Source organism: Mycobacterium venezuelense, assembly GCF_054919535.1.
Map to the genome: position 1 here is coordinate 252,974 of NZ_JBONDW010000008.1, position 18,472 is coordinate 271,445.

19 protein-coding genes are annotated in these 18,472 nt (G+C 66.0%); 13 read left to right on the forward strand and 6 right to left on the reverse strand.

Going from position 1 to position 18,472, the window contains the following annotated elements; translation table 11 throughout:
* The first annotated feature begins 47 nt into the window (after positions 1 to 47).
* The 4 genes from ACRCUN_RS15800 (at position 48) to ACRCUN_RS15815 (ending at position 4,168) form a co-directional block, all read left to right on the forward strand.
* The gene (locus tag ACRCUN_RS15800; RefSeq protein WP_462142563.1) at positions 48 to 1,211 is read left to right on the forward strand and encodes a phytanoyl-CoA dioxygenase family protein; all 1,164 of its coding nucleotides are present in this window, start codon (positions 48 to 50) and stop codon (positions 1,209 to 1,211) included.
* Positions 1,208 to 2,215 (forward strand): Gfo/Idh/MocA family protein, encoded by a 1,008-nt coding sequence (locus tag ACRCUN_RS15805; RefSeq protein WP_462142564.1) that lies wholly within the window; start codon positions 1,208 to 1,210, stop codon positions 2,213 to 2,215. The genes ACRCUN_RS15800 and ACRCUN_RS15805 overlap by 4 nt, the downstream gene beginning before the upstream one ends.
* 38 nt (positions 2,216 to 2,253) lie before the next feature.
* The gene (locus ACRCUN_RS15810; RefSeq protein ID WP_462142644.1) at positions 2,254 to 3,114 is read left to right on the forward strand and encodes a sugar phosphate isomerase/epimerase family protein; all 861 of its coding nucleotides are present in this window, start codon (positions 2,254 to 2,256) and stop codon (positions 3,112 to 3,114) included.
* Between the two features lie 61 nt (positions 3,115 to 3,175).
* Positions 3,176 to 4,168, forward strand: a complete 993-nt coding sequence (locus ACRCUN_RS15815; protein ID WP_462142565.1) for a Gfo/Idh/MocA family protein — start codon at positions 3,176 to 3,178, stop codon at positions 4,166 to 4,168.
* Between the two features lie 13 nt (positions 4,169 to 4,181).
* Here the strand turns inward: ACRCUN_RS15815 and ACRCUN_RS15820 are convergent, their stop codons facing one another.
* Positions 4,182 to 5,165: a LacI family DNA-binding transcriptional regulator gene (locus ACRCUN_RS15820; protein ID WP_462142566.1), complete on the reverse strand. Its 984-nt coding sequence runs from the start codon at positions 5,163 to 5,165 to the stop codon at positions 4,182 to 4,184.
* A gap of 96 nt (positions 5,166 to 5,261) precedes the next feature.
* Here ACRCUN_RS15820 and ACRCUN_RS15825 point away from each other — a divergent pair, with 96 nt between their 5' ends.
* The 3 genes from ACRCUN_RS15825 to ACRCUN_RS15835 are packed head-to-tail and all read left to right on the forward strand — an operon-like array spanning position 5,262 to position 6,470.
* Positions 5,262 to 5,450: a Gfo/Idh/MocA family oxidoreductase gene (locus ACRCUN_RS15825; RefSeq protein ID WP_462142567.1), complete on the forward strand. Its 189-nt coding sequence runs from the start codon at positions 5,262 to 5,264 to the stop codon at positions 5,448 to 5,450.
* On the forward strand, positions 5,440 to 5,697 hold the full coding sequence (locus ACRCUN_RS15830) for a Gfo/Idh/MocA family oxidoreductase (protein WP_462142568.1): 258 nt from the start codon (positions 5,440 to 5,442) through the stop codon (positions 5,695 to 5,697). Before ACRCUN_RS15825 ends, ACRCUN_RS15830 begins: the two co-directional genes overlap by 11 nt.
* Positions 5,694 to 6,470, forward strand: coding sequence for a TIM barrel protein (locus tag ACRCUN_RS15835; RefSeq protein WP_462142569.1), 777 nt, complete (start codon positions 5,694 to 5,696; stop codon positions 6,468 to 6,470). The genes ACRCUN_RS15830 and ACRCUN_RS15835 overlap by 4 nt, the downstream gene beginning before the upstream one ends.
* Positions 6,471 to 6,579: 109 nt before the next feature.
* Here the strand turns inward: ACRCUN_RS15835 and ACRCUN_RS15840 are convergent, their stop codons facing one another.
* Positions 6,580 to 7,662 carry an aldo/keto reductase gene (locus ACRCUN_RS15840; protein WP_462142570.1) on the reverse strand — a complete coding sequence of 361 codons (1,083 nt, stop codon included), beginning with the start codon at positions 7,660 to 7,662 and terminating at the stop codon, positions 6,580 to 6,582.
* Positions 7,663 to 7,880: 218 nt separating this feature from the next.
* Here ACRCUN_RS15840 and ACRCUN_RS15845 point away from each other — a divergent pair, with 218 nt between their 5' ends.
* Positions 7,881 to 8,726, forward strand: a complete 846-nt coding sequence (locus ACRCUN_RS15845) for an AraC family transcriptional regulator (RefSeq protein ID WP_462142571.1) — start codon at positions 7,881 to 7,883, stop codon at positions 8,724 to 8,726.
* A 49-nt stretch (positions 8,727 to 8,775) separates the two neighbouring features.
* Here the strand turns inward: ACRCUN_RS15845 and ACRCUN_RS15850 are convergent, their stop codons facing one another.
* The 4 genes from ACRCUN_RS15850 to ACRCUN_RS15865 form a co-directional block, all read right to left on the reverse strand.
* Positions 8,776 to 9,594 carry an ATP-binding cassette domain-containing protein gene (locus ACRCUN_RS15850; protein WP_462142572.1) on the reverse strand — a complete coding sequence of 273 codons (819 nt, stop codon included), beginning with the start codon at positions 9,592 to 9,594 and terminating at the stop codon, positions 8,776 to 8,778.
* Positions 9,595 to 9,598: 4 nt separating this feature from the next.
* Entirely contained in the window at positions 9,599 to 10,657 is a 1,059-nt protein-coding gene (locus tag ACRCUN_RS15855; protein WP_462142573.1) for an ABC transporter permease, read from the reverse strand.
* Between the two features lie 43 nt (positions 10,658 to 10,700).
* The gene (locus ACRCUN_RS15860; protein WP_462142574.1) at positions 10,701 to 11,687 is read right to left on the reverse strand and encodes a substrate-binding domain-containing protein; all 987 of its coding nucleotides are present in this window, start codon (positions 11,685 to 11,687) and stop codon (positions 10,701 to 10,703) included.
* Between the two features lie 229 nt (positions 11,688 to 11,916).
* Positions 11,917 to 12,654 (reverse strand): GntR family transcriptional regulator, encoded by a 738-nt coding sequence (locus ACRCUN_RS15865; protein ID WP_462142575.1) that lies wholly within the window; start codon positions 12,652 to 12,654, stop codon positions 11,917 to 11,919.
* A gap of 206 nt (positions 12,655 to 12,860) precedes the next feature.
* Between ACRCUN_RS15865 and iolC the strand changes: the two genes are divergently transcribed.
* The 5 genes from iolC to ACRCUN_RS15890 are packed head-to-tail and all read left to right on the forward strand — an operon-like array spanning position 12,861 to position 18,461.
* The gene (gene iolC / locus ACRCUN_RS15870; protein ID WP_462142576.1) at positions 12,861 to 13,838 is read left to right on the forward strand and encodes a 5-dehydro-2-deoxygluconokinase; all 978 of its coding nucleotides are present in this window, start codon (positions 12,861 to 12,863) and stop codon (positions 13,836 to 13,838) included.
* Positions 13,831 to 14,712 (forward strand): Cgl0159 family (beta/alpha)8-fold protein, encoded by an 882-nt coding sequence (locus tag ACRCUN_RS15875; RefSeq protein WP_462142577.1) that lies wholly within the window; start codon positions 13,831 to 13,833, stop codon positions 14,710 to 14,712. Before iolC ends, ACRCUN_RS15875 begins: the two co-directional genes overlap by 8 nt.
* A gap of 3 nt (positions 14,713 to 14,715) precedes the next feature.
* A complete protein-coding gene (gene iolB / locus ACRCUN_RS15880; RefSeq protein WP_462142578.1) occupies positions 14,716 to 15,588 on the forward strand; it encodes a 5-deoxy-glucuronate isomerase in 873 nt (290 codons plus the stop codon).
* A 4-nt stretch (positions 15,589 to 15,592) separates the two neighbouring features.
* The gene (gene iolD, locus ACRCUN_RS15885) at positions 15,593 to 17,542 is read left to right on the forward strand and encodes a 3D-(3,5/4)-trihydroxycyclohexane-1,2-dione acylhydrolase (decyclizing) (RefSeq protein WP_462142579.1); all 1,950 of its coding nucleotides are present in this window, start codon (positions 15,593 to 15,595) and stop codon (positions 17,540 to 17,542) included.
* 10 nt (positions 17,543 to 17,552) lie between these two features.
* Positions 17,553 to 18,461 carry a sugar phosphate isomerase/epimerase family protein gene (locus ACRCUN_RS15890; protein ID WP_462142580.1) on the forward strand — a complete coding sequence of 303 codons (909 nt, stop codon included), beginning with the start codon at positions 17,553 to 17,555 and terminating at the stop codon, positions 18,459 to 18,461.
* Positions 18,462 to 18,472: the final 11 nt, after the last annotated feature.

The window sequence follows — 18,472 nt, forward strand, 5'->3', positions numbered from 1 at the left end:
GATTTTTGCCGTTGATTGTGGCACATCGCACAGCAAGACTGTCAGCCATGACCGCACCACCGCGTACACCCACGGGGCCGTGGATCGAGGACTCCGACTGCAGCCTCGACGACTTCCGCGAGACCGTCTCGCGCCGAACGGATCCCGCGGACTATCCACATGCCGTGGCCGTCCGGGGCAATGTGCCGGTGTACGCCTCGCCGCCCCTCGCCCAAACCGACCGCCGTGTCCTGCAGGCCGAGCTCATCGGCGCGCTCAGCGATGGACCGGGCGTCGTGGTGTTCGAGGACGCCTTCGAGGACCATGTGATCGACCGCGCCAGTGCGGCGTTCACTGCCCTGATCGAGGCACAACACGCGGGCGGCGGCGCGGCCGGTGACCACTTCGGCAAGGCCGGGGCCAACGACCGGATCTGGAACGCCGCACAGAAGCTGGCCATACACGACCCGAGGGTGTACGCCGAGTACTACGCCAACGATGTGCTCGCGCTGGTTTCGCAGGCCTGGCTGGGCCCGCGCTACCAGCTGACGTCTCAGGTCAACGTCGTCAATCCCGGTGGTGCGGCACAGGTTCCGCACCGCGACTACCACCTCGGTTTCGTGACACCTGATCAGCTCGCGGCCTACCCCACTCATATGCACCGGCTGTCGCCCGCACTGACGCTGCAGGGCGCCGTCGCCCACTGCGATATGCCGCTGGAGAGCGGCCCGACCATGCTGCTGCCCTATTCTCAGACGTTCACCGGCGGCTATATCGCGTTCTACCGGCCGGAGTTCATCAAGTTCTTCGCCGCACACCAGGTGCAGATCCCGTTGCGCAAGGGCGACGCGGTGTTCTTCAACCCGGCGCTCTACCACGGGGCGGGCGCCAACACATCGACCGAGATCCGGCGGATGGCCAATCTGCTGCAGATCTCCTCCCCCTTCGGCAGGGCGATGGAATCACTCGATCGCACGGCGATGATCCGCGCCGTCTATCCCGAACTGCTGGCGATGAAGGCCGCGGGGCGGCCCGAGCGGGATCTCGTGAATGTCGTCAATGCCACCGCGGAGGGCTATGCGTTTCCGACCAACCTCGACAGCGATCAACCCATCGGCAGTCTCGCGCCGCCCAGCCAGGTCGACACCGTGCTCGCCGCGCTCGCCGACGGGATTGTGCCCGCCGAACTCGACACCATCCTGGACCAGCAGAACGAACGGAGAATCCCATGACCACGCTCGGCGTGATCGGACTCGGGCGCATCGGCGCCTTCCACGTCGAAACCCTCAGTGGGCTCGACGGCATCGACGGCCTGGTGGTCGCCGACGAGCGGGCTGACGTGGTAGCCGCCGTCGCGGCCAAACACGGTGCGAAACCGGCTGATTCGGTTGAGGACCTGCTGGACTCCGGGATCGACGGCGTCGTGGTCGCGGCCGCCACCCCGGCCCATGCCGAACTGACGCTGGCCGCGGTCGGGCGCGGCCTACCCACGTTCTGTGAGAAGCCGATCGCATCGACGGCGGCGGAAAGCGCGCATGTTGCCGAGGTGATCGCACGCTCCGGGGTACCGGTCCAGGTCGGATACCAGCGCCGGTTCGACGCCGCGTTCGCCGCGGCCAAACGTGCGGTGGACTCCGGCTCGCTCGGGCACCTGCACACGGTCCGCAGCACGACGATGGACCCCGCTCCCCCGCCGATGGACTACATCAAGGGCTCGGGCGGTATCTTCCGCGACTGCGCCGTACACGATTTCGACGTCCTGCGGTGGATCACCGGTCAGAACGCCGTGGAGGCGTATGCCACGGGAACCGTCCAGGGTGACCCGCGATTCGCCGAGTACGGCGATGTCGACACCGCGGCAGTGGTGGTGAAATTCGACGGTGGCGCGCTCGGTATCGTCTCGGCCGCCCGCTACAACGCGCGCGGCTACGACTGCCGCCTGGAGGTCCACGGCTTCAACGACACGGTCGTCGCGGGCTGGGATCAAGGTGCACCCATGCAGAACATGGACCCACGCAACGATTTTCCCGCCGGGCCGTATCACCACTTCTTCATGGACCGGTTCACCGATGCGTTCCGTGCCGAGCTCGCCGCCTTCGTCTCGGTGGTCAAGGGCGAGGCGATTCCCGGAGCCACCGTGTCCGATGCGGTCGAGGTGGCGTGGCTTGCCGAGGCAGCCACGGAGTCACTGCGGCGCGGTGCGCCGGTGCGCATCGAGGAGGTTCGGAACTCGTGACGATCAAGATCGGCGGGCAGGAGCGAAGCGACCGGGGGATCAAAATCGCCGGAGCCCCCATCTCCTGGGGTGTATGCGAGGTGCCGGGCTGGGGATACCAACTGCACCGGGATCGCGTCCTGACCGAGATGCGCGGTGCGGGATTGACCGCGACCGAGCTCGGCCCGGACGGGTTCTTGCCCGCCGACACCGCCGAGCTCACCGAAGTGCTTGACGGGCATGGCCTTTCGTGCGTAGGCGGATTCGTTCCCGTGGTCTTGCACGACGCGAGCCACGATCCGGCGGGCGATCTGGACGGCCCGCTGGCATCGCTGCGGGCAGCCGGTGCCGGTGTGGTCGTGCTGGCCGCCGCCACCGGGTCAGACGGTTACGATTCGCGCCCCGAGCTCGACACCGACCAGTGGGCCACGCTGCTCGCCAACCTCGACCGGCTGTCGAGCATCGCCGCTGACGCCGGATTGCTTGCCGTGCTGCACCCGCACGTCGGCACCATGGTCGAGACGCGGTCGGATGTGGATCGGGTACTGGCCGGGTCGTCGATCCCGCTGTGCCTGGACACCGGTCACCTGTTGATCGGTGGCACCGACCCGCTCGAGTTGGCGAAGGCGGTGCCGCATCGCATCAGACACACACATCTCAAGGATGTCGACGCCGCTCTCGCGGCGCGCGTACAGGCCGGTGACCTGACCTACACCGACGCCGTCCGGGCCGGGATGTACACCCCGCTGGGAACCGGCGACGTGGACATCGCCGGGATCGTTTCCGTATTGCGGGACAACGGCTTCGACGGCTGGTTCGTGTTGGAGCAGGACACGATTCTGCAGGGCGAGCCGACGGATGAAGGGCCTGTGCGGGACGTCCTCGCGAGCGTGGCCTACCTCAACTCCGTGACCGCATGAGCGAAACTTGCGAGCGATTCATGGATCTGCAACGCGGGAGCCGAGCCTGCGAGGCAACCGCATGACCGGCCTTCGCATCGGCGTGCTCGGCGCATCCCGGATCGCCGAGAAGGCGATTGCCGGGCCTGCTGAGGAACTGGGGCACCGACTGGTGGCCGTGGCTGCCCGGGATCCGCACCGGGCCGCCGCGTTCGCCGAGAAGTTCGGTGTGGAACGGGTCCTCGGTTCCTACGCCGAGGTGATCGAGGACCCCGACGTAGATGTCGTCTACAACCCGCTCGCCAATGCCATGCACGGGCCGTGGAACGCCGCGGCTGTTGCGGCAGGCAAACCCGTGCTCAGCGAGAAGCCGTTCGCGCGCAACCGGTCCGAGGCCGCCACCGTCGCGCAGGCGGCCGAAGCCGTGGGGGTGACCGTGTTGGAGGGTTTTCACTACTACTTCCATCCGGTGACTCAGCGCGCGTTCGCCGTGGCGGCGAGCGGAGAACTCGGCCGGCTCATGCGCGTCGAGGTGCGGATGGCCATGCCGTGTCCCTCTGATGACGATCCCCGCTGGTCGTTCGATCTTGCCGGCGGTGCGCTGATGGACCTCGGCTGCTATGGCATGCATGTCATGCGGGCACTGGGCCGACTGGACATCGACGGGCTGGGTGGCGAACCCGCCATCGTGGCGGCCCGCGCGCAGGAACGAACACCGGGAGTGGACGCGTCCTGTGACGTCGACCTGGCTTTTCCGGCCGGATGTACGGGGTTGAGCGCCAATTCGATGGTGGCCGAGGATTATTCGTTCACCATTCATATCGCCGGAACCGACGGCGACGCTTTGGTGCACGACTTCATCCGACCCAACGACGACGATCGATTGACCGTCCGCTCCGGGGCGGGCACCCGGGTCGAGCGACTTGGCACCCGTGCCAGCTACACCTATCAACTGCAGGCGTTCGCCGATCACGTGCGGCACGGAACACCGCTACCGTTCGGACTCGCGGACGCGGTCGCCAACATGGCCTACGTCGATGCGGCATACCGCGCCGCGGGCCTGGCGCCGCGATAGTCTCGTCCCGGTGTCAGCTCGGGGCCGCCGTCGAGCCGCGCACCACCAGCTTCGGTTCGCATACGACATCGACCCGGGCACCCGTGCCGTCGATGCGCTCGACGGCACGCCCGACCGCCAGGTCCGCGAGCTGGGAGCTGTCCTGTCCGACGGTCGTGAGATCGACGTGGGCAAGGCCCGCGAGCGGACTGTCGTCGAATCCGACCACCGACACGTCGGACGGCACTCGCACGCCGGCCCGGATCGCGACGTCGATGAACCCGAGCGCGCAGCGGTCGTTGAATGCGAATACCGCGGTGGGAAGCGGCGATTCGCCGGTGAGTAGTACGGTGGCGGCGGCCGCGCCTTCGCGTTCGGTGATACCGCCGACGCCTATGGTGGTGGTGACGCCTGCGGCGTCGGCGGCCTTGCGGAATCCCTTGCGACGTTCCGCCGCGCCGGGGGCCCGGCCGCCGTCGAGATAGGTGATCGCGCGATGGCCGAGACCGGCCAGGTGGTCGACCGCGAGGCCGGCACCGACGGCGTCGTCGCTGCGGACCGCGTCTACGCCGCGAATTTTCCGCGCAACCGCCACGACCGGCAATCGGGTGTCGAGTTCGACCAGATCACGGGTGGGCAGTTCGGGGCCGATCAGCACGAGCGCCTCGACGCGGTCATCGAGAAGGGTTCGTACGGCCTGTCGTTCGTGGTGGTGCGGTGTCACGCAACTGAGCAGGACGTCGTAGCCGCGTAACTCGGCCGCGCGGTAGACGCCGTCGACCAACCCGGCGTGGAATTCCTGGCCCGCCGTGAAGACCACGCCAAGCAGGTTGGTGCGCGCCGAGCGCAACATGCGCGCCCTTGGGTCGGGCCGGTAGCCGAGTTCGTCGGCGGCCCGGCGCACGCGCTCGCGGGTGGCGTCGCTGGCACCCGGTGCGTCACGCATCACGATGGACACCAGGGCGCGCGACACTCCCGCTCGCTGCGCCACGTCATGGAGGGTCGGCCGGTCCCGCATGGCGGCCATTCTAGAACGTTCTAGGAATTTTCTTGACGAACTCTCCGCCCGACGGCTTTACTTTCCCCTAGAACGTTCTAGAAGAATGGAGTCGTCATGTCGGATCAGCTGCGCTTCGGTCTCATCGGCACGGGATGGATCGGCCGGTTCCACGCCGAGTCGTTGGCCCGCCGAGTTCCTGACGCCACCCTGGTGGCTGTGGCCGATCCGAATGTCGAAGCGGCACAATCCATCGGCGCACGAAGCCAGCTTCCAAGCGGTCTACGGATACGACGTGCGGGGTGAGATCTTCGGCTCCGACGGCGTGCTGCTGGCCGGCCGGGCACCCCAACAGGCCGGACGGCTCAACACCGAGCTGTTCGCCGACGCCTACGTCGCGCAGTTCGCCCACTTCGTCGACAGCATCCGGACCGGCACCACGCCGTCGGTGACCGGGCACGACGCGCGCGTCGCACTCGAAATCGCGCTGGCCGCAGCCCAATCGGTGCGCACCGGCGCTCCGGTCATGCTAGCCGGGGCGGTGAGCAAATGAGTTTCCCACTTGCCGTCTGCTCGGAGATGGTGTTCACCGACCTCGACATCGTCGAGCGGGCCCGGCGCATCGACGAACTCGGGTTCGCGGTGGAGATCTGGAGCTTTCACGACAAGGACCTCGACGCCCTGGCGGCGACGGGAGCACGCTTCTCGTCGATGACGGGTTATCTGCACGGCGATCTCTACGATCCCGACGGCTCGCGCGAAGTGGTTCGGACAGCCGAGCAAGCCATCAAAGCCGCTGCGGTGCTCGGGGTTCAGCGACTCGTCGTGCATCCCGGAGAACTGATCGACGGCAACGCCGCCCGGCCGCAGTACCGCGCCACAGGTGAGATGTGGTTGTCGGCGTTGCGCGGGCTCGAGGCCCTCGGAGAGCTCGGCGCCGCCGCAGGCGTCACGTTCTGCCTGGAGAACCTCAACACCATCGTCGACCATCCCGGTGTCCCGCTGGCCCGCGCCAAGGACACGCTCGCGCTCGTCGAGGCGGTCGGGCACCCCAACGTCAAAATGATGCTGGACCTCTATCACGCCCAGATCGGCGAGGGCAATCTCGTCGAGCTCGTGCGCCGCGCCGGTCGGGCGATCGGCGAGATACAGGTGGCCGACGTACCCGGCCGGTGTGAGCCCGGCACCGGTGAGATCCACTACCCCGCCGTGGCAAAAGCACTGCGCGAGGGCGGATATACCGGGACTGTCGGCATGGAAGCCTACGCCGCGGGCGACAGCGTCGCCGCCCTCGAAGCGTTCCGCGCCGCCTTCACGGTCACCTAGCACCGGCGACGTCACCCCCACACCGCGAGCGTGCGGGTCTGTTGCCCGACACGCCGCGGTTTCATGTGCAAACGCGCACGCTCGTCGACGCGCCACGTACCGCCGACTCTCAGTACCGGACGTCACTGGCCAACAAGGGCGGATAGACCGAGGACGTCTCGCCGTCGACGGTGCAGCCGGCGAACTGGAGGATCGTGCGCGTATCCCCGTTGACCGCAGCGGGATAGTTGAGCGAGGGCACCGACACATCGTCGAGTTGTTGCAGATGTGCGCCGTCGAGTCGCACGTCGAACGCGGTGAGATTGGCCTGCAGATGGTCGAGCTTCCTGGCCCCGATGATCGGCACCACCGTGCCGGGACGCGCGCGCAACCACGCGAGTGCCACTGCCGCCGAGGTTGTTTGGAGCTCCTGGGCGATTTTCGCCACGACATCGATCACCGCGAACTCGCTGTCGGTTGGTCCGCCGACATACGCCGAGCGCGCCGAGTCGGCCACCTCCGCACCGCGACGGTACTTGCCGGACAGGAATCCGTTCTTCAATGGGCTCCACGGGACCAGCGCCATACCCTGATCGAGTGCGAGCGGTGCGATCTCGCCCTCCACCGTGCGGGCCAACAACGAGTACTCGACCTGCAGCGCGATCAACGGTGTCCAGCCACGCAACAGAGCGATGGTCTGGGCCTGTGCGGTGACCCACGCCGGCGTATTGGAAAACCCGATATAGCGGACGGTTCCGGCCCGGACGAGGTCGTCGAGTGTTCGCATCGTCTCTTCGATCGGCGTATTGCGGTCCCAATTGTGCAGCCAGTACAGATCGAGGTAGTCGGTGCCGAGCCGGCGCAGCGTCTCGTGCAGCTGCGCGATGATCGCCGAGCGCCCGGCGCCTCCGCCATTCGGGTCACCGGGAAACAGATTCGCGAAGAACTTCGACGCCAGCACCACGCGGGCGCGCCGCCCTGGGCTGCGGCCGAAGGAGTCCCCGAGGATCTTCTCGGAGTGACCGTTGGTGTAGAAGTTGGCGGTGTCGACGAAGTTGCCACCTCGGTCCAGATACGCCGCGAGTATTCGCTCGGACTCCTCGACGCTGGTGCCCGCAGCCCCGGGATCCTCTCCGAACGTCATCGCGCCAAGCGCGAACGGACTGACGCGAAGTCCGGACCGGCCGAGGGTGACGTAGCTGTCGAGAGACATTGAATGCTCCTTTGGAGAATGGAATCGGACCCCTCCATCCCAGCTCCGAACGCGCACCGGCGGTAGTTCGATCCTCGCCGGCTCTTGCACGATCCTGCTTGATTTGGTCGGATCGGTTTATCGGCAGGTTCCTGTCGTGGTTTCCTACAGGTGTGCGGGCCACCACCGATAGCCTCTCTGACCTCTGTCGCCTCATCGACCGACACGCGCGGCCGGACATGGGCACATCGATCGACGGACTGTTGCTGTCGAAGGTTCTCGGCTCGGCCAGCCCGGACTATTCCCTGACTGAACCACTGCTCGTCGTCATGGCACAGGGCGGGAAACGACTGCATCTGGGCGAGGAGGTCTTCGAGTATCGGGCCGGGCAGTATCTGCTTGTCGCCGCGAGCCTTCCCGTCACCGGGCACTACCTCGGAACCCCGACGCAACCGTCGTTGGCGATGGGTCTCGTGTTGCGGCCCGCCGCGCTGGCCGCGCTGATGTTGCAAGCCGGACCGGACCGGCCGGCGCGTGTCACAGCCAGCGGCCCGGCGATCGCGACCGGAGATTCCGACGCAGACCTGCTCGACGCCATCGCCCGGCTTGTCGCGCTACTCGACCGCCCCAGAGACGCACCCGTGCTTGCGCCCCTCATCGAACAGGAGATACTGTGGCGCTTGCTCACTGGCCCACACGGCGAGACGATCCGTCAGATCGGCCTCGCCGACAGCCACCTGTCGCATGTCAACCGCGCGATCGCCTGGATGCGCGACAACTATGCCGAGCCGATGCGCATCGAGGATCTCGCCCGCATGTCTGGGATGAGTACATCGGCCTTCCACCGCCACTTCCGAGCCGTGACGGCGTTGAGCCCGCTGCAGTTCCAGAAACGAATTCGCTTGCAGCAGGCGAGGTCTCTGCTCACCGCCCGCCCCGGTGACATCGCCTGCGTCGGACACCTGGTGGGTTACGACAGCCCGTCACAGTTCACCCGCGAGTATCGCAGGCTGTTCGGCGCACCGCCTGGCCAAGACGCTTCACGGTTGCGCACCGATACACCGCGCCGAAACTACGCGTTGTGACGGAATCCGGTCGGAATCCGTCACAACGCGTAGTTTCGGCGCGGAAGAACTACTTGCGGCCCAACTCGTGCGACAGTGCCTCAAGCTCGTTGCCCCCGGCCATCTCCTGGGTCAGATGCTCGAGCGTGATCTCGTCGTAGGTGCAGTCCAGCTTCTGGCGACCACGGTTCAGCAGGACGAAGTGATCGCCGACCATGTACGCGTGGTGCGGGTTGTGGGTGATGAAGATGACCCCGAACCCCTGCTCCTTGGCCGCGGTGATGTAGCGCAACACCATTCCGGATTGCTTGACGCCCAGCGCGGCCGTCGGCTCGTCGAGGATGAGCACGCGGGCACCGAAGAAAATTGCCCGCGCGATGGCCACACACTGGCGCTGCCCGCCCGACAGCGAACCGATGGGTGCATCGACATCGGGCAGGTCGATACCCATCTTCTGCAGCTCGGAGATCGTGGTGGCCCGCATCGCGTTGATGTCGAGCGACTTGAGGATGCCCTTCTTGCGGAGCTCGTTGCCCAGGAAGAAGTTGCGCCACACCGGCATGAGCGGCACCACGGCCAAGTCCTGATACACCGTGGCGATGCCGGCTTTCAGCGCATCCTTCGGCGACTCGAAAACCGTCGGCTTGCCGTCGATCAGCAATTCACCCTCGGTCGGCTTGTGCAGGCCGGCGATTATCTTGATCAGCGTCGACTTACCCGCCCCGTTGTCACCGAGCACACCGGTGACCTCGCCGGCACCCACCCGCAGGTTGATGTCCTTGAGCGCGATGATGTTTCCGTAGCTCTTGCCGACACTCCGCAATTCGACCAGCGGCACTCCACCGCCCGACGGTGTCTCCGCAATCGGCGCTTCAGCAGTTGTGCTCATTCACTTACCTCTTCGCTGCGTAATTGCGGACGACGTTGTTGGCGATCACCGCGAACAGCAACATCGCGCCGAGGAAGAACTTGAACCAGTCCGGGTTCCATCCGGCGTACACGATGCCCTGGTTGGTCATACCGAAGATCAGCGCACCGATCAGGGTGCCGATCGCGGTGCCGTACCCACCCGTGAGCAGGCAGCCACCGATGACCGCGGCGATGATGTAGAAGAACTCGTTGCCGACGCCCTGTCCGGACTGAATCGTGTTGAACGAGAACAGCAGATGCATGCCGACGAACCAGGCGCAGAACCCGACCACCATGAACAGGCCGATCTTGACCTTGGTCACCGGCACACCGACCGCCCGAGCACTGTCCTGGTTGCCGCCGACCGCGAAGATCCAGTTGCCGACCCGGGTCTTGAACAACACATAGGTCGCGATGAGCGCGAACAGGATCCACCACAACACCGTGATCCGAACCTCGACCGGCCCGATCGAGATCGACGACGCGAACACGGTCCGGCCCAACTCGAACCCCTGCATGTCCGACACGCTCGGGGTGGCCACCTGACCCGAAAGCAGTTTGGTGACCGCCAGATTGATTCCGGCGAGCATGAAGAACGTGCTCAACGTGATCAGGAACGACGGAATCTTGGTTTTCATCACGAGGTAGCCGTTGAAGAACCCCACCGCCAGCGACACGATGAGCGCCAGCGCCGCGCCCACCCACAGGTTGAGGTGCAGGTTGTAGGCGAGCATCGAGGCGGCCAGCGAACTGGTGGTGACCGCGACGCCTGCCGACAGGTCGAACTCGCCACCGATCATCAGCAGCCCCACACCGACCGCCATGATGCCGATGGTCGAACTCGCATACAGCACGGTCGCCAGCGACTCGGGCGAGCGGAACGGCGGCGCGACGATCAGGAAGAAGATGAAGATGCCGACGGCACCGACCGCAGCGCCCATCTCCGGGCGAATGATCAAGCGCTGCAGCTTGTTCTGCTCTTTGACGCGTTCGTCGTGAACGACCTTGTGACTCTCGAGATCGAGATCTGCCTGCGTACTCATGGATGCTCTTTCTTCTTCGCGCGAGCGCTCGCGCAAGCGCTCATCAGCGCGTCCCGTTCTTGGCATACTCGGCCACCGCATCGATGTTCGACTTGTCGATGAACGACGGCCCGGTCAGCGTCGGCTGGTTGCCACCGATGATGTTGCCGTTGGTGAGGTAGAGCCACAGCGAGTCCACGGCCAGGTAGCCCTGCAGGAACGGCTGCTGATCGACGGCCCACTGGACATCGCCGTTCTTGATCGCGTCCACGAGTGCGGCGTTGGTGTCGAAGGTCGCGACCTTGGCCGAACTACCGGCGTTCTTCGCCGACTGGACGGCAGTCAGCGCGAACGGCGCACCGAGCGTCAAGATGGTGTCGATCGCGGGATCCTGCTGCAGCTTGGCGGTGATCGTCGACTCGACGGACGGCATGTCCTTGCCGTTGACGTTGAGGACCTCGGTGGCGGGGAACGTGTTCTTCACGCCCGCGCACCGGGCTTCGAGGTCGACGTGGCCCTGCTCCTGGATGACGCAGACGACCTTCTTGGCGCCTTCGGCGGCCAGCCGCTTGCCCGCTTCCTGACCGGCGATGTAGCCGTCCTGACCGAAGTACTCTTTGACGCCCATCCCCTGCCAGGCATCCAGCCCGGCGTTGAACGCGACAACGGGGATGCCCTTGGCCGCGGCGTTCTGCACGGCCGCCTTCATGGCGTCGGGCTTGGCCAGTGTCACCGCGATGCCGTCGACACCGCTGTCCACCGCGGTCTGCACATGGTTGGCCTGGTTGGGTGCCTCGGGATCGCTTGAGTAACGCAGCTCGATGTTGTCCTTCTTGGCCGCGGATTCCGCGCCCTTGCGGACCAGGTCCCAGAACGAGTCGCCCGGTACCTCGTGGGTGATCATCGCGATGGTCATCCGCGGGGTGTCGGCCGTACCCGCACCAGTGCCGCCGCCGGTGCTTTCCGGCTTGCCCCCGGTGCTCGAGCACGCGCTGGCGCCCAACAGGAGCACACTCGCCCCGGCGACCGCCACGAGCCGACTCAATCTCATTGTTTCTCCTTGCCTCGACGTCACCGGTGCTTGTACGCCTGGAGAGCAGTGACAAGCGGCACGGCCTCGTCCCTGATGTAATACCGCTCACATCGGAAAGTCAAGACTTTGTTCGGACATTAGGACTGCATATCAAATCGTGGGCAGGCGGGACACCGCACCGGTACCCGGCCGACACGCCCGGGCCCCGCCGCGGAAAAGGCATTGCAGGATAACCTTTTTGAGATTTCTACCGATCGACGAGGGTGGTATCGAAGTAGTACCGCGAGGCACGGTAGGCGTGGCTGCCGTATTCCACGATGCGGCCAGAATCGTCGAATGCGGTCCGCTCCATCACCAGCAGCGGGGCCTTTGGCTTCTCGTCGAGCAGCCGCGCCTCATCCCGGTCGGCAGCCTTGGCGCCGATCCGCTGGCGGGCCAGCCGGATGTGCACACCGCGCGTGCGCAGCGACTGATACAGCCCGGCCCGCTCCAACTCGTCCTCGTCGGGCGCCAGAGAAGCCGGCAGATAGTTGGTCATGAGCGCAAGAGGCTGACCGTTCGACGTCCGCAACCGGCGCATTTTGGCGACCTCGGCGCCGGGTGCCAGATTGAGCCGCTCGGCAATGTCGTCGGTGGCCGGACCGACGGTGTACTCCAGCACCTTCGTGGCCGGCTCCTGACCGCCGCGCGCCAGATCGTCGTACAAGCTCGTCAGCTCAACGGGCCGGTGCACCGGCGTCTGCACCACCTGCGTGCCCACCCCGCGCTTGCGAACCAGCAGTCCTTTGTCGACGAGTTCCTGGATGGCACGCCGGGTGGTCGGGCGCGACAAGTTGAGTCGGCTGGCCAACGCGAGCTCATTCTCGAACCGGTCCCCCGGCTTGAGTTGTCCATCGAGGATGGCTTTTTCGAAGACCTGGGCAACCTGGAAGTACAGCGGCACCGGACTCGAACGGTCGAGTTCGACAGACAGCGTCGGGGTCACTCTCGCTCCGATCCTCGGATGCTCCGCGCCGGATTTGCGTGGAGTAGTGACATAGGGTACATGCAAATGACCGCAAGTAAGAATGTCCGAACAAAGTCTTGACAGCGACCGGTGACGGGGAGCACTCTCGACATCGACGCCAGGCACGTTCGTCGCCGCTCTGCAACTGCCCAGCCACATACGCACACCGCACTCGGGAGTCAATCGTGACCGATACCGCCAGTCCGGCATTCGACGTTCTCGCCATCGGGCGCTGCGGCGTCGACGTATACCCACTGCAGGTCGGGGTTGGGCTCGAACACGTCGAATCGTTCGGCAAGTTCCTGGGCGGCAGCGCGGCGAACGTCGCGGTCGCCGCGGCGCGGTTGGGTAATCACAGCGCGCTGATCTCGGGTGTCGGTGACGATCCGTTCGGCCGGTACGTCCGAAACGAACTCGCCGCCCTCGGCGTCGACAACCTGTTCGTCACCACGCACTCCGAGTACCCCACGCCGGTGACGTTCTGCGAGATCTTTCCTCCCGACAACTTCCCGCTGTACTTCTACCGCAAGCCGTCGGCCCCCGACCTGCAGATCAGGCCGGACGAAATCGACGCCGAGGCCGTGCGAACCGCACGGTTGTACTGGTCGACGGTCACCGGACTCTCCGAAGAGCCCAGCCGCAGTGCACATTTCGCGGCGTGGGAGCTCCGCGAGCGGGCGCCGCTTACGGTGCTCGATCTCGATTACCGGCCGATGTTCTGGGAGACCCCCGCCGCGGCCACCGAACAGGTGCAGCGCGCGTTGCAACACGTGACGGTGGCCGTCGGCAACCGCGAGGAATGCGAGATCGCCGTCGGCGAGACCAACCCGCACCGGGCCGCCGAGGCTCTGCTCGATCTCGGCGTCGAGCTTGCGATCGTCAAGCAGGGCCCACGCGGCGTGCTGGGTAAGACCCGGCACAGCTCGGTCACCGTTCCGCCCAACGAGGTCGACGTCGTCAACGGCCTTGGGGCTGGAGATGCCTTCGGCGGCAGCCTCATTCACGGCCTGCTCCACAACTGGCCGCTCGAGAAGACGCTGCGCTACGCCAACGCCGCAGGGGCGATCGTCGCCTCGCGTCTCGAATGCTCGACCGCGATGCCGACCGCCACGGAGGTGGCCGGTCTCGCCGAACAAACCGCCGTGGAGGCCGTCAATGTCTAACGCCGTCTGCACCAACCCCGCCGAGATCACCGCTGTGCGCGCGGGTGATCCCGACGCAGTCGCGCGGGCCTGGCAGCAGCGAACCACGCGGCCGACCATGCGTGGTGACGGCAGGCTCATGATCGTCGCGGCCGACCATCCGGCTCGCGGTGCACTCGCGGTCGGTTCCCGGCCGACGGCGATGAACAGCCGCACCGACCTGCTCGACCGGTTGTGCACCGCACTCGCGGACCCGGGCGTGGACGGCGTGCTGGCGACCGCCGACATCCTCGACGACCTGCTGCTGTTGGGCGCCCTCGAGGACAAGGTGGTGATCTCGTCGTTCAATCGCGGTGGACTGGCCGGATCGGTGTTCGAGCTGGACGACCGGATGACCGGCGCCACGGCCGCCTCGACTGCCACCGCCCGTATGAACGGCGGAAAGATGCTGTGCCGCATCGACCTTGAGGATCCGAGCACGGTGGCGACGCTCGCGGCGTGCGCACAGGCCGTCGACGAGCTCGCCGCCCACGGATTGATCGCGATGCTTGAGCCGTTCCTGTCGAGCCGCGTGAACGGCAAGGTGCGCAACGACCTGACCGCCGATGCCGTGATCAAGTCCATCCACATCAGCCAGGGGCTCGGCTCGACCTCGGCCTACACCTGGATGAAGCTGCCGGTCGTCGAAGAGATGGACCGCGTGATGGATGCGACGACCCTGCCGACGCTCCTTTTGGGCGGCGACCCAACCGATCCGGACGAGGCTTTCGCCAGCTGGGAGAAGGCGCTCGCGCTGCCTTCGGTACGGGGCCTGATCGTGGGACGCACGTTGTTGTACCCGGCCGACGACGACGTGAGCTCGGCCGTTTCGACCGCCGTCAAGTTGGTGAGGTGACCGATGCACTCGAAGCTCTACATCCCGGCGCGTAGCGCCGAGCTACCGTTCACCGTCGACGTCACGCCCGAGAGCGCCGGCTGGACCGAGTCGTCACTACGGGTCGTCGAACTCGACGACTCGCAGACGATCGAGTTCCATACCGGCGGAACCGAAGTGATGATCCTGCCGCTGACGGGTGGGGGCACGGTCGACTGCGGTGACGAAACCTTCGAACTATCCCAACGGGCATCGGTTTTCGACGGTCCGGCCGACATGGTGTATATCGGCATCGAGCAGGAGTACGTCCTGACGGGCGCCGGGCGCTTCGCGATCTGCGGGGCGCGCGCCAAGCGGTCCTTCCCCAACCGGCGGGTCGCCGCTGCCGACGTACCGCTCGAACTGCGTGGCGCCGGCAATTGCAGCCGCCAGGTGCACAACTTCGGCACCGCCGACACGTTCGAAGCCGATTCGCTGATAGCCTGCGAGGTCATCACGCCAGGTGGCAACTGGTCGAGCTATCCAGCGCACAAACACGACGAGAACACCCCGACCCAGACCGCGCTCGAAGAGATTTACTACTTCGAGATCGCCGAAGGTCCCGACGGGTCAAGAGGTTTCGGGTATCACCGGGTGTACGGCACCCCCGACCGGCCGATAGAGGTGCTCGAAGAGGTCCGCACCGGAGATGTGGTACTCGTGCCGCACGGATACCACGGTCCGTCGGTCGCCGCGCCCGGCTACCACATGTACTACCTGAACGTGATGGCAGGACCGGGCGCCGAACGGGCCTGGAAGATCGTCGACGATCCCGAACACACCTGGCTGCGCGGCACCTGGGACGGGCAGGACATCGATCCGCGTCTCCCCCTGCACCAGCCCCGGAAAGGAGCCTGACCGGATGGTTTCCACCGCACCGAAGTCGACCGAGAAATTCGTCGACACCGAACCCACCGTGCGACTGACCGTGGCGCAGGCCACCGTTCGGTTTCTCGCGAGCCAATATGTCGAGCGTGACGGCGAGCGGTCCAAATTCTTCGCGGGCTGCTTCGGGATCTTCGGGCACGGCAATGTGGCTGGGCTGGGCCAAGCCCTGTTGCAGGATGAGGTCGAGGCACACGAGACCGGTCGCGAGCCTGGGCTGAAGTATGTGCTGGGCCGCAACGAGCAGGCCATGGTGCACAGCGCCGTCGCCTATGCCCGGCAGAAGGATCGCCTGCAGGCCTGGGCGGTGACCGCAAGCGTCGGGCCCGGGTCCACCAATATGCTGACCGGCGCGGCGCTGGCGACGATCAACCGCCTGCCGGTGCTGCTGCTGCCCGCCGACACCTTCGCCACCCGCGTGAGTGCGCCCGTGTTGCAGGAGCTGGAACTGCCGTCGTCCGGCGACGTCACGGTCAACGACGCCTTCAAGCCGTTGTCGCGCTACTTCGATCGGGTCTGGCGCCCCGAGCAGCTTCCGGCCGCGCTGCTGGGCGCCATGCGCGTGCTCACCGATCCCGTCGAAACCGGTGCGGCAACGGTGGCTATCCCGCAGGACGTGCAGGCCGAGGCGCACGACTGGCCGGAATCGCTGTTCGCCGAACGCACCTGGCACGTGGCGCGTCCACTGCCGGAACGCGCGGTGATCGCCAAAGCGGCCGATACCATCCGCTCGGCCACCAAACCGCTGATCGTGGCAGGCGGTGGCGTCATCTACTCCGGCGCCACCGACGCCCTCGACGCGTTCTGCCGGCAGACCGGAATTCCCGTCGGGGAAAGCCAGGCCGGTAAGGGCTCGCTGCGGTTCGATCATCCACAATCGGTGGGCGCGATCGGGTCGACCGGCACCACGGCCGCCAACGCGCTCGCGGCCGAGGCCGACGTCGTCATCGGGATCGGCACCCGCTACAGCGATTTCACATCAGCCTCGCGTACCGCGTTCAACAATCCGGACGTCCGATTCGTCAACGTCAACGTGGCCTCACTCGACTCGGTCAAGCAGGGCGGCATCAGCGTCGTAGCGGACGCGCGCGAGGCACTCGACGCGCTGAGCGCCGCCCTGAACGGGCACGCCGTAAGCGATGAATACCGCACGCGCACAGCCACCCTCGCCAAGGAATGGGACGACACCGTGTCGGCGGCATATGCCACCGAAGACGGCGTGGCCCTCAATCAGAACCAGGTGATCGGCCTGGTGAACACGTTGTCCGAACCGACGGATGTCGTGGTGTGCGCGGCCGGATCGATGCCCGGCGATCTGCACAAGCTGTGGCGAACGCGAGATCGCAAGGGCTATCACGTCGAATACGGTTACTCGTGCATGGGCTACGAGATCGCCGGTGGCATCGGCGTACGGATGGCCGCCCCGGATCGTGACGTCTTCATCATGGTCGGCGACGGCTCCTACCTCATGATGGCCACCGAGCTCGTGACTGCCGTCCAGGAGGGCGTCAAAGTCATTCCCGTCTTGGTGCAGAACCACGGATTCGCGTCGATCGGTGGGCTCTCGGAATCGGTGGGCTCGCAACGGTTCGGCACCGCCTACCGGTACCGCGGCACCGATGGCCGCCTCGACGGCGCCAAGCTCCCGGTGGATCTCGCCGCCAATGCCGCGAGTCTGGGCGCTGACGTCATCAAGGCCGGCACGGCGGCCGAATTCGCGGATGCGGTCAAGGCCGCGAAGGCCAACGACCACACCACGGTCATCTACGTCGAAACCGATCCCCTCGTCTTTGCCCCGGACAGCCACTCGTGGTGGGACGTCCCGGTCAGTGAGGTCTCGACGCTGGATTCCACCAAGGACGCCTATCAGCGCTACGCCGAGTGGAAGAAAGTCCAACGCCCCCTGATCAATCCATCCGATCGCTGAAGAGAGAACGATGAGCACAATTCTCGTAGGATCCGCCCCCGACTCGTGGGGCGTGTGGTTCCCCGACGACCCCCAGCAGACGCCCTACACCCGCTTCCTCGACGAGGTGTCGGCGTCGGGCTATGAATGGATCGAGTTGGGCCCCTACGGCTACCTGCCCACCGACCCCGAGCGGCTTTCGGACGAGCTCGCGGCACGCAACCTGAAGCTTTCCGCCGGAACGGTGTTCGAGCATCTTCATCAGGACGATTCGTGGTCGGCTGTGTGGAAGCAGATCGAGGATGTCGCGAAATTGACTGCCGCCGTTGGCGGTAAGCACGTCGTCGTGATTCCCGAGATGTGGCGCGATCCCGCGACCGGCGCAGTACTGGAGGACCGCAACCTCACGCCCGAGCAGTGGAAGAAGAAGACCCAGGGCATGAACGACCTGGGTAAGGCGATGTTCGAGCAGTACGGTGTGCGTGCGCAATACCATCCGCATGCTGACAGTCACGTGGACACCGAGGAGAACGTCTATCGGTTCCTCGACGGCACCGACGGCCAGTTCGTCAACCTCTGCCTGGACACCGGACACATCAGCTACTGCGGTGGTGACAACATCGCCATCATCGAGCGGGCACCGGAGCGGATCGGATATCTGCACCTCAAGCAGGTCGATCCCGAGGTGCGGGCCAAGGTCGAGGCCGAGGACCTACCGTTCGGCGAAGCCGTCAAACTCGGTGCGATGACCGAACCGCCGCGCGGAATCCCGGACATGCCACCGTTGCTCGCCGCGGTCGAGAAGCTCGGCATCGACGTCTTCGCGATCGTCGAGCAGGACATGTACCCATGCGAGGTCGACGCCCCACTACCCATCGCCAAGCGCACCCGCGCCTACCTCGGTTCGTGCGGTGTCCCGTCGGTGAAGTTCGGCGTCTGAGGCGGGGAGGA

Bases quoted from the DNA above. Each gene is read 5' to 3' on its own strand.
- ACRCUN_RS15800 (WP_462142563.1), top strand. From the start codon at position 48: ATGACCGCACCACCGCGTACACCCACGGGGCCGTGGATCGAGGACTCC.
- ACRCUN_RS15805 (WP_462142564.1), top strand. From the start codon at position 1,208: ATGACCACGCTCGGCGTGATCGGACTCGGGCGCATCGGCGCCTTCCAC.
- ACRCUN_RS15815 (WP_462142565.1), top strand. From the start codon at position 3,176: ATGACCGGCCTTCGCATCGGCGTGCTCGGCGCATCCCGGATCGCCGAG.
- ACRCUN_RS15820 (WP_462142566.1), bottom strand. From the start codon at position 5,165: ATGCGGGACCGGCCGACCCTCCATGACGTGGCGCAGCGAGCGGGAGTG.
- ACRCUN_RS15825 (WP_462142567.1), top strand. From the start codon at position 5,262: ATGTCGGATCAGCTGCGCTTCGGTCTCATCGGCACGGGATGGATCGGC.
- ACRCUN_RS15835 (WP_462142569.1), top strand. From the start codon at position 5,694: ATGAGTTTCCCACTTGCCGTCTGCTCGGAGATGGTGTTCACCGACCTC.
- ACRCUN_RS15840 (WP_462142570.1), bottom strand. From the start codon at position 7,662: ATGTCTCTCGACAGCTACGTCACCCTCGGCCGGTCCGGACTTCGCGTC.
- ACRCUN_RS15845 (WP_462142571.1), top strand. From the start codon at position 7,881: ATGGGCACATCGATCGACGGACTGTTGCTGTCGAAGGTTCTCGGCTCG.
- ACRCUN_RS15850 (WP_462142572.1), bottom strand. From the start codon at position 9,594: ATGAGCACAACTGCTGAAGCGCCGATTGCGGAGACACCGTCGGGCGGT.
- ACRCUN_RS15855 (WP_462142573.1), bottom strand. From the start codon at position 10,657: ATGAGTACGCAGGCAGATCTCGATCTCGAGAGTCACAAGGTCGTTCAC.
- ACRCUN_RS15860 (WP_462142574.1), bottom strand. From the start codon at position 11,687: ATGAGATTGAGTCGGCTCGTGGCGGTCGCCGGGGCGAGTGTGCTCCTG.
- ACRCUN_RS15875 (WP_462142577.1), top strand. From the start codon at position 13,831: ATGTCTAACGCCGTCTGCACCAACCCCGCCGAGATCACCGCTGTGCGC.
- iolB (WP_462142578.1), top strand. From the start codon at position 14,716: ATGCACTCGAAGCTCTACATCCCGGCGCGTAGCGCCGAGCTACCGTTC.
- iolD (WP_462142579.1), top strand. From the start codon at position 15,593: ATGGTTTCCACCGCACCGAAGTCGACCGAGAAATTCGTCGACACCGAA.
- ACRCUN_RS15890 (WP_462142580.1), top strand. From the start codon at position 17,553: ATGAGCACAATTCTCGTAGGATCCGCCCCCGACTCGTGGGGCGTGTGG.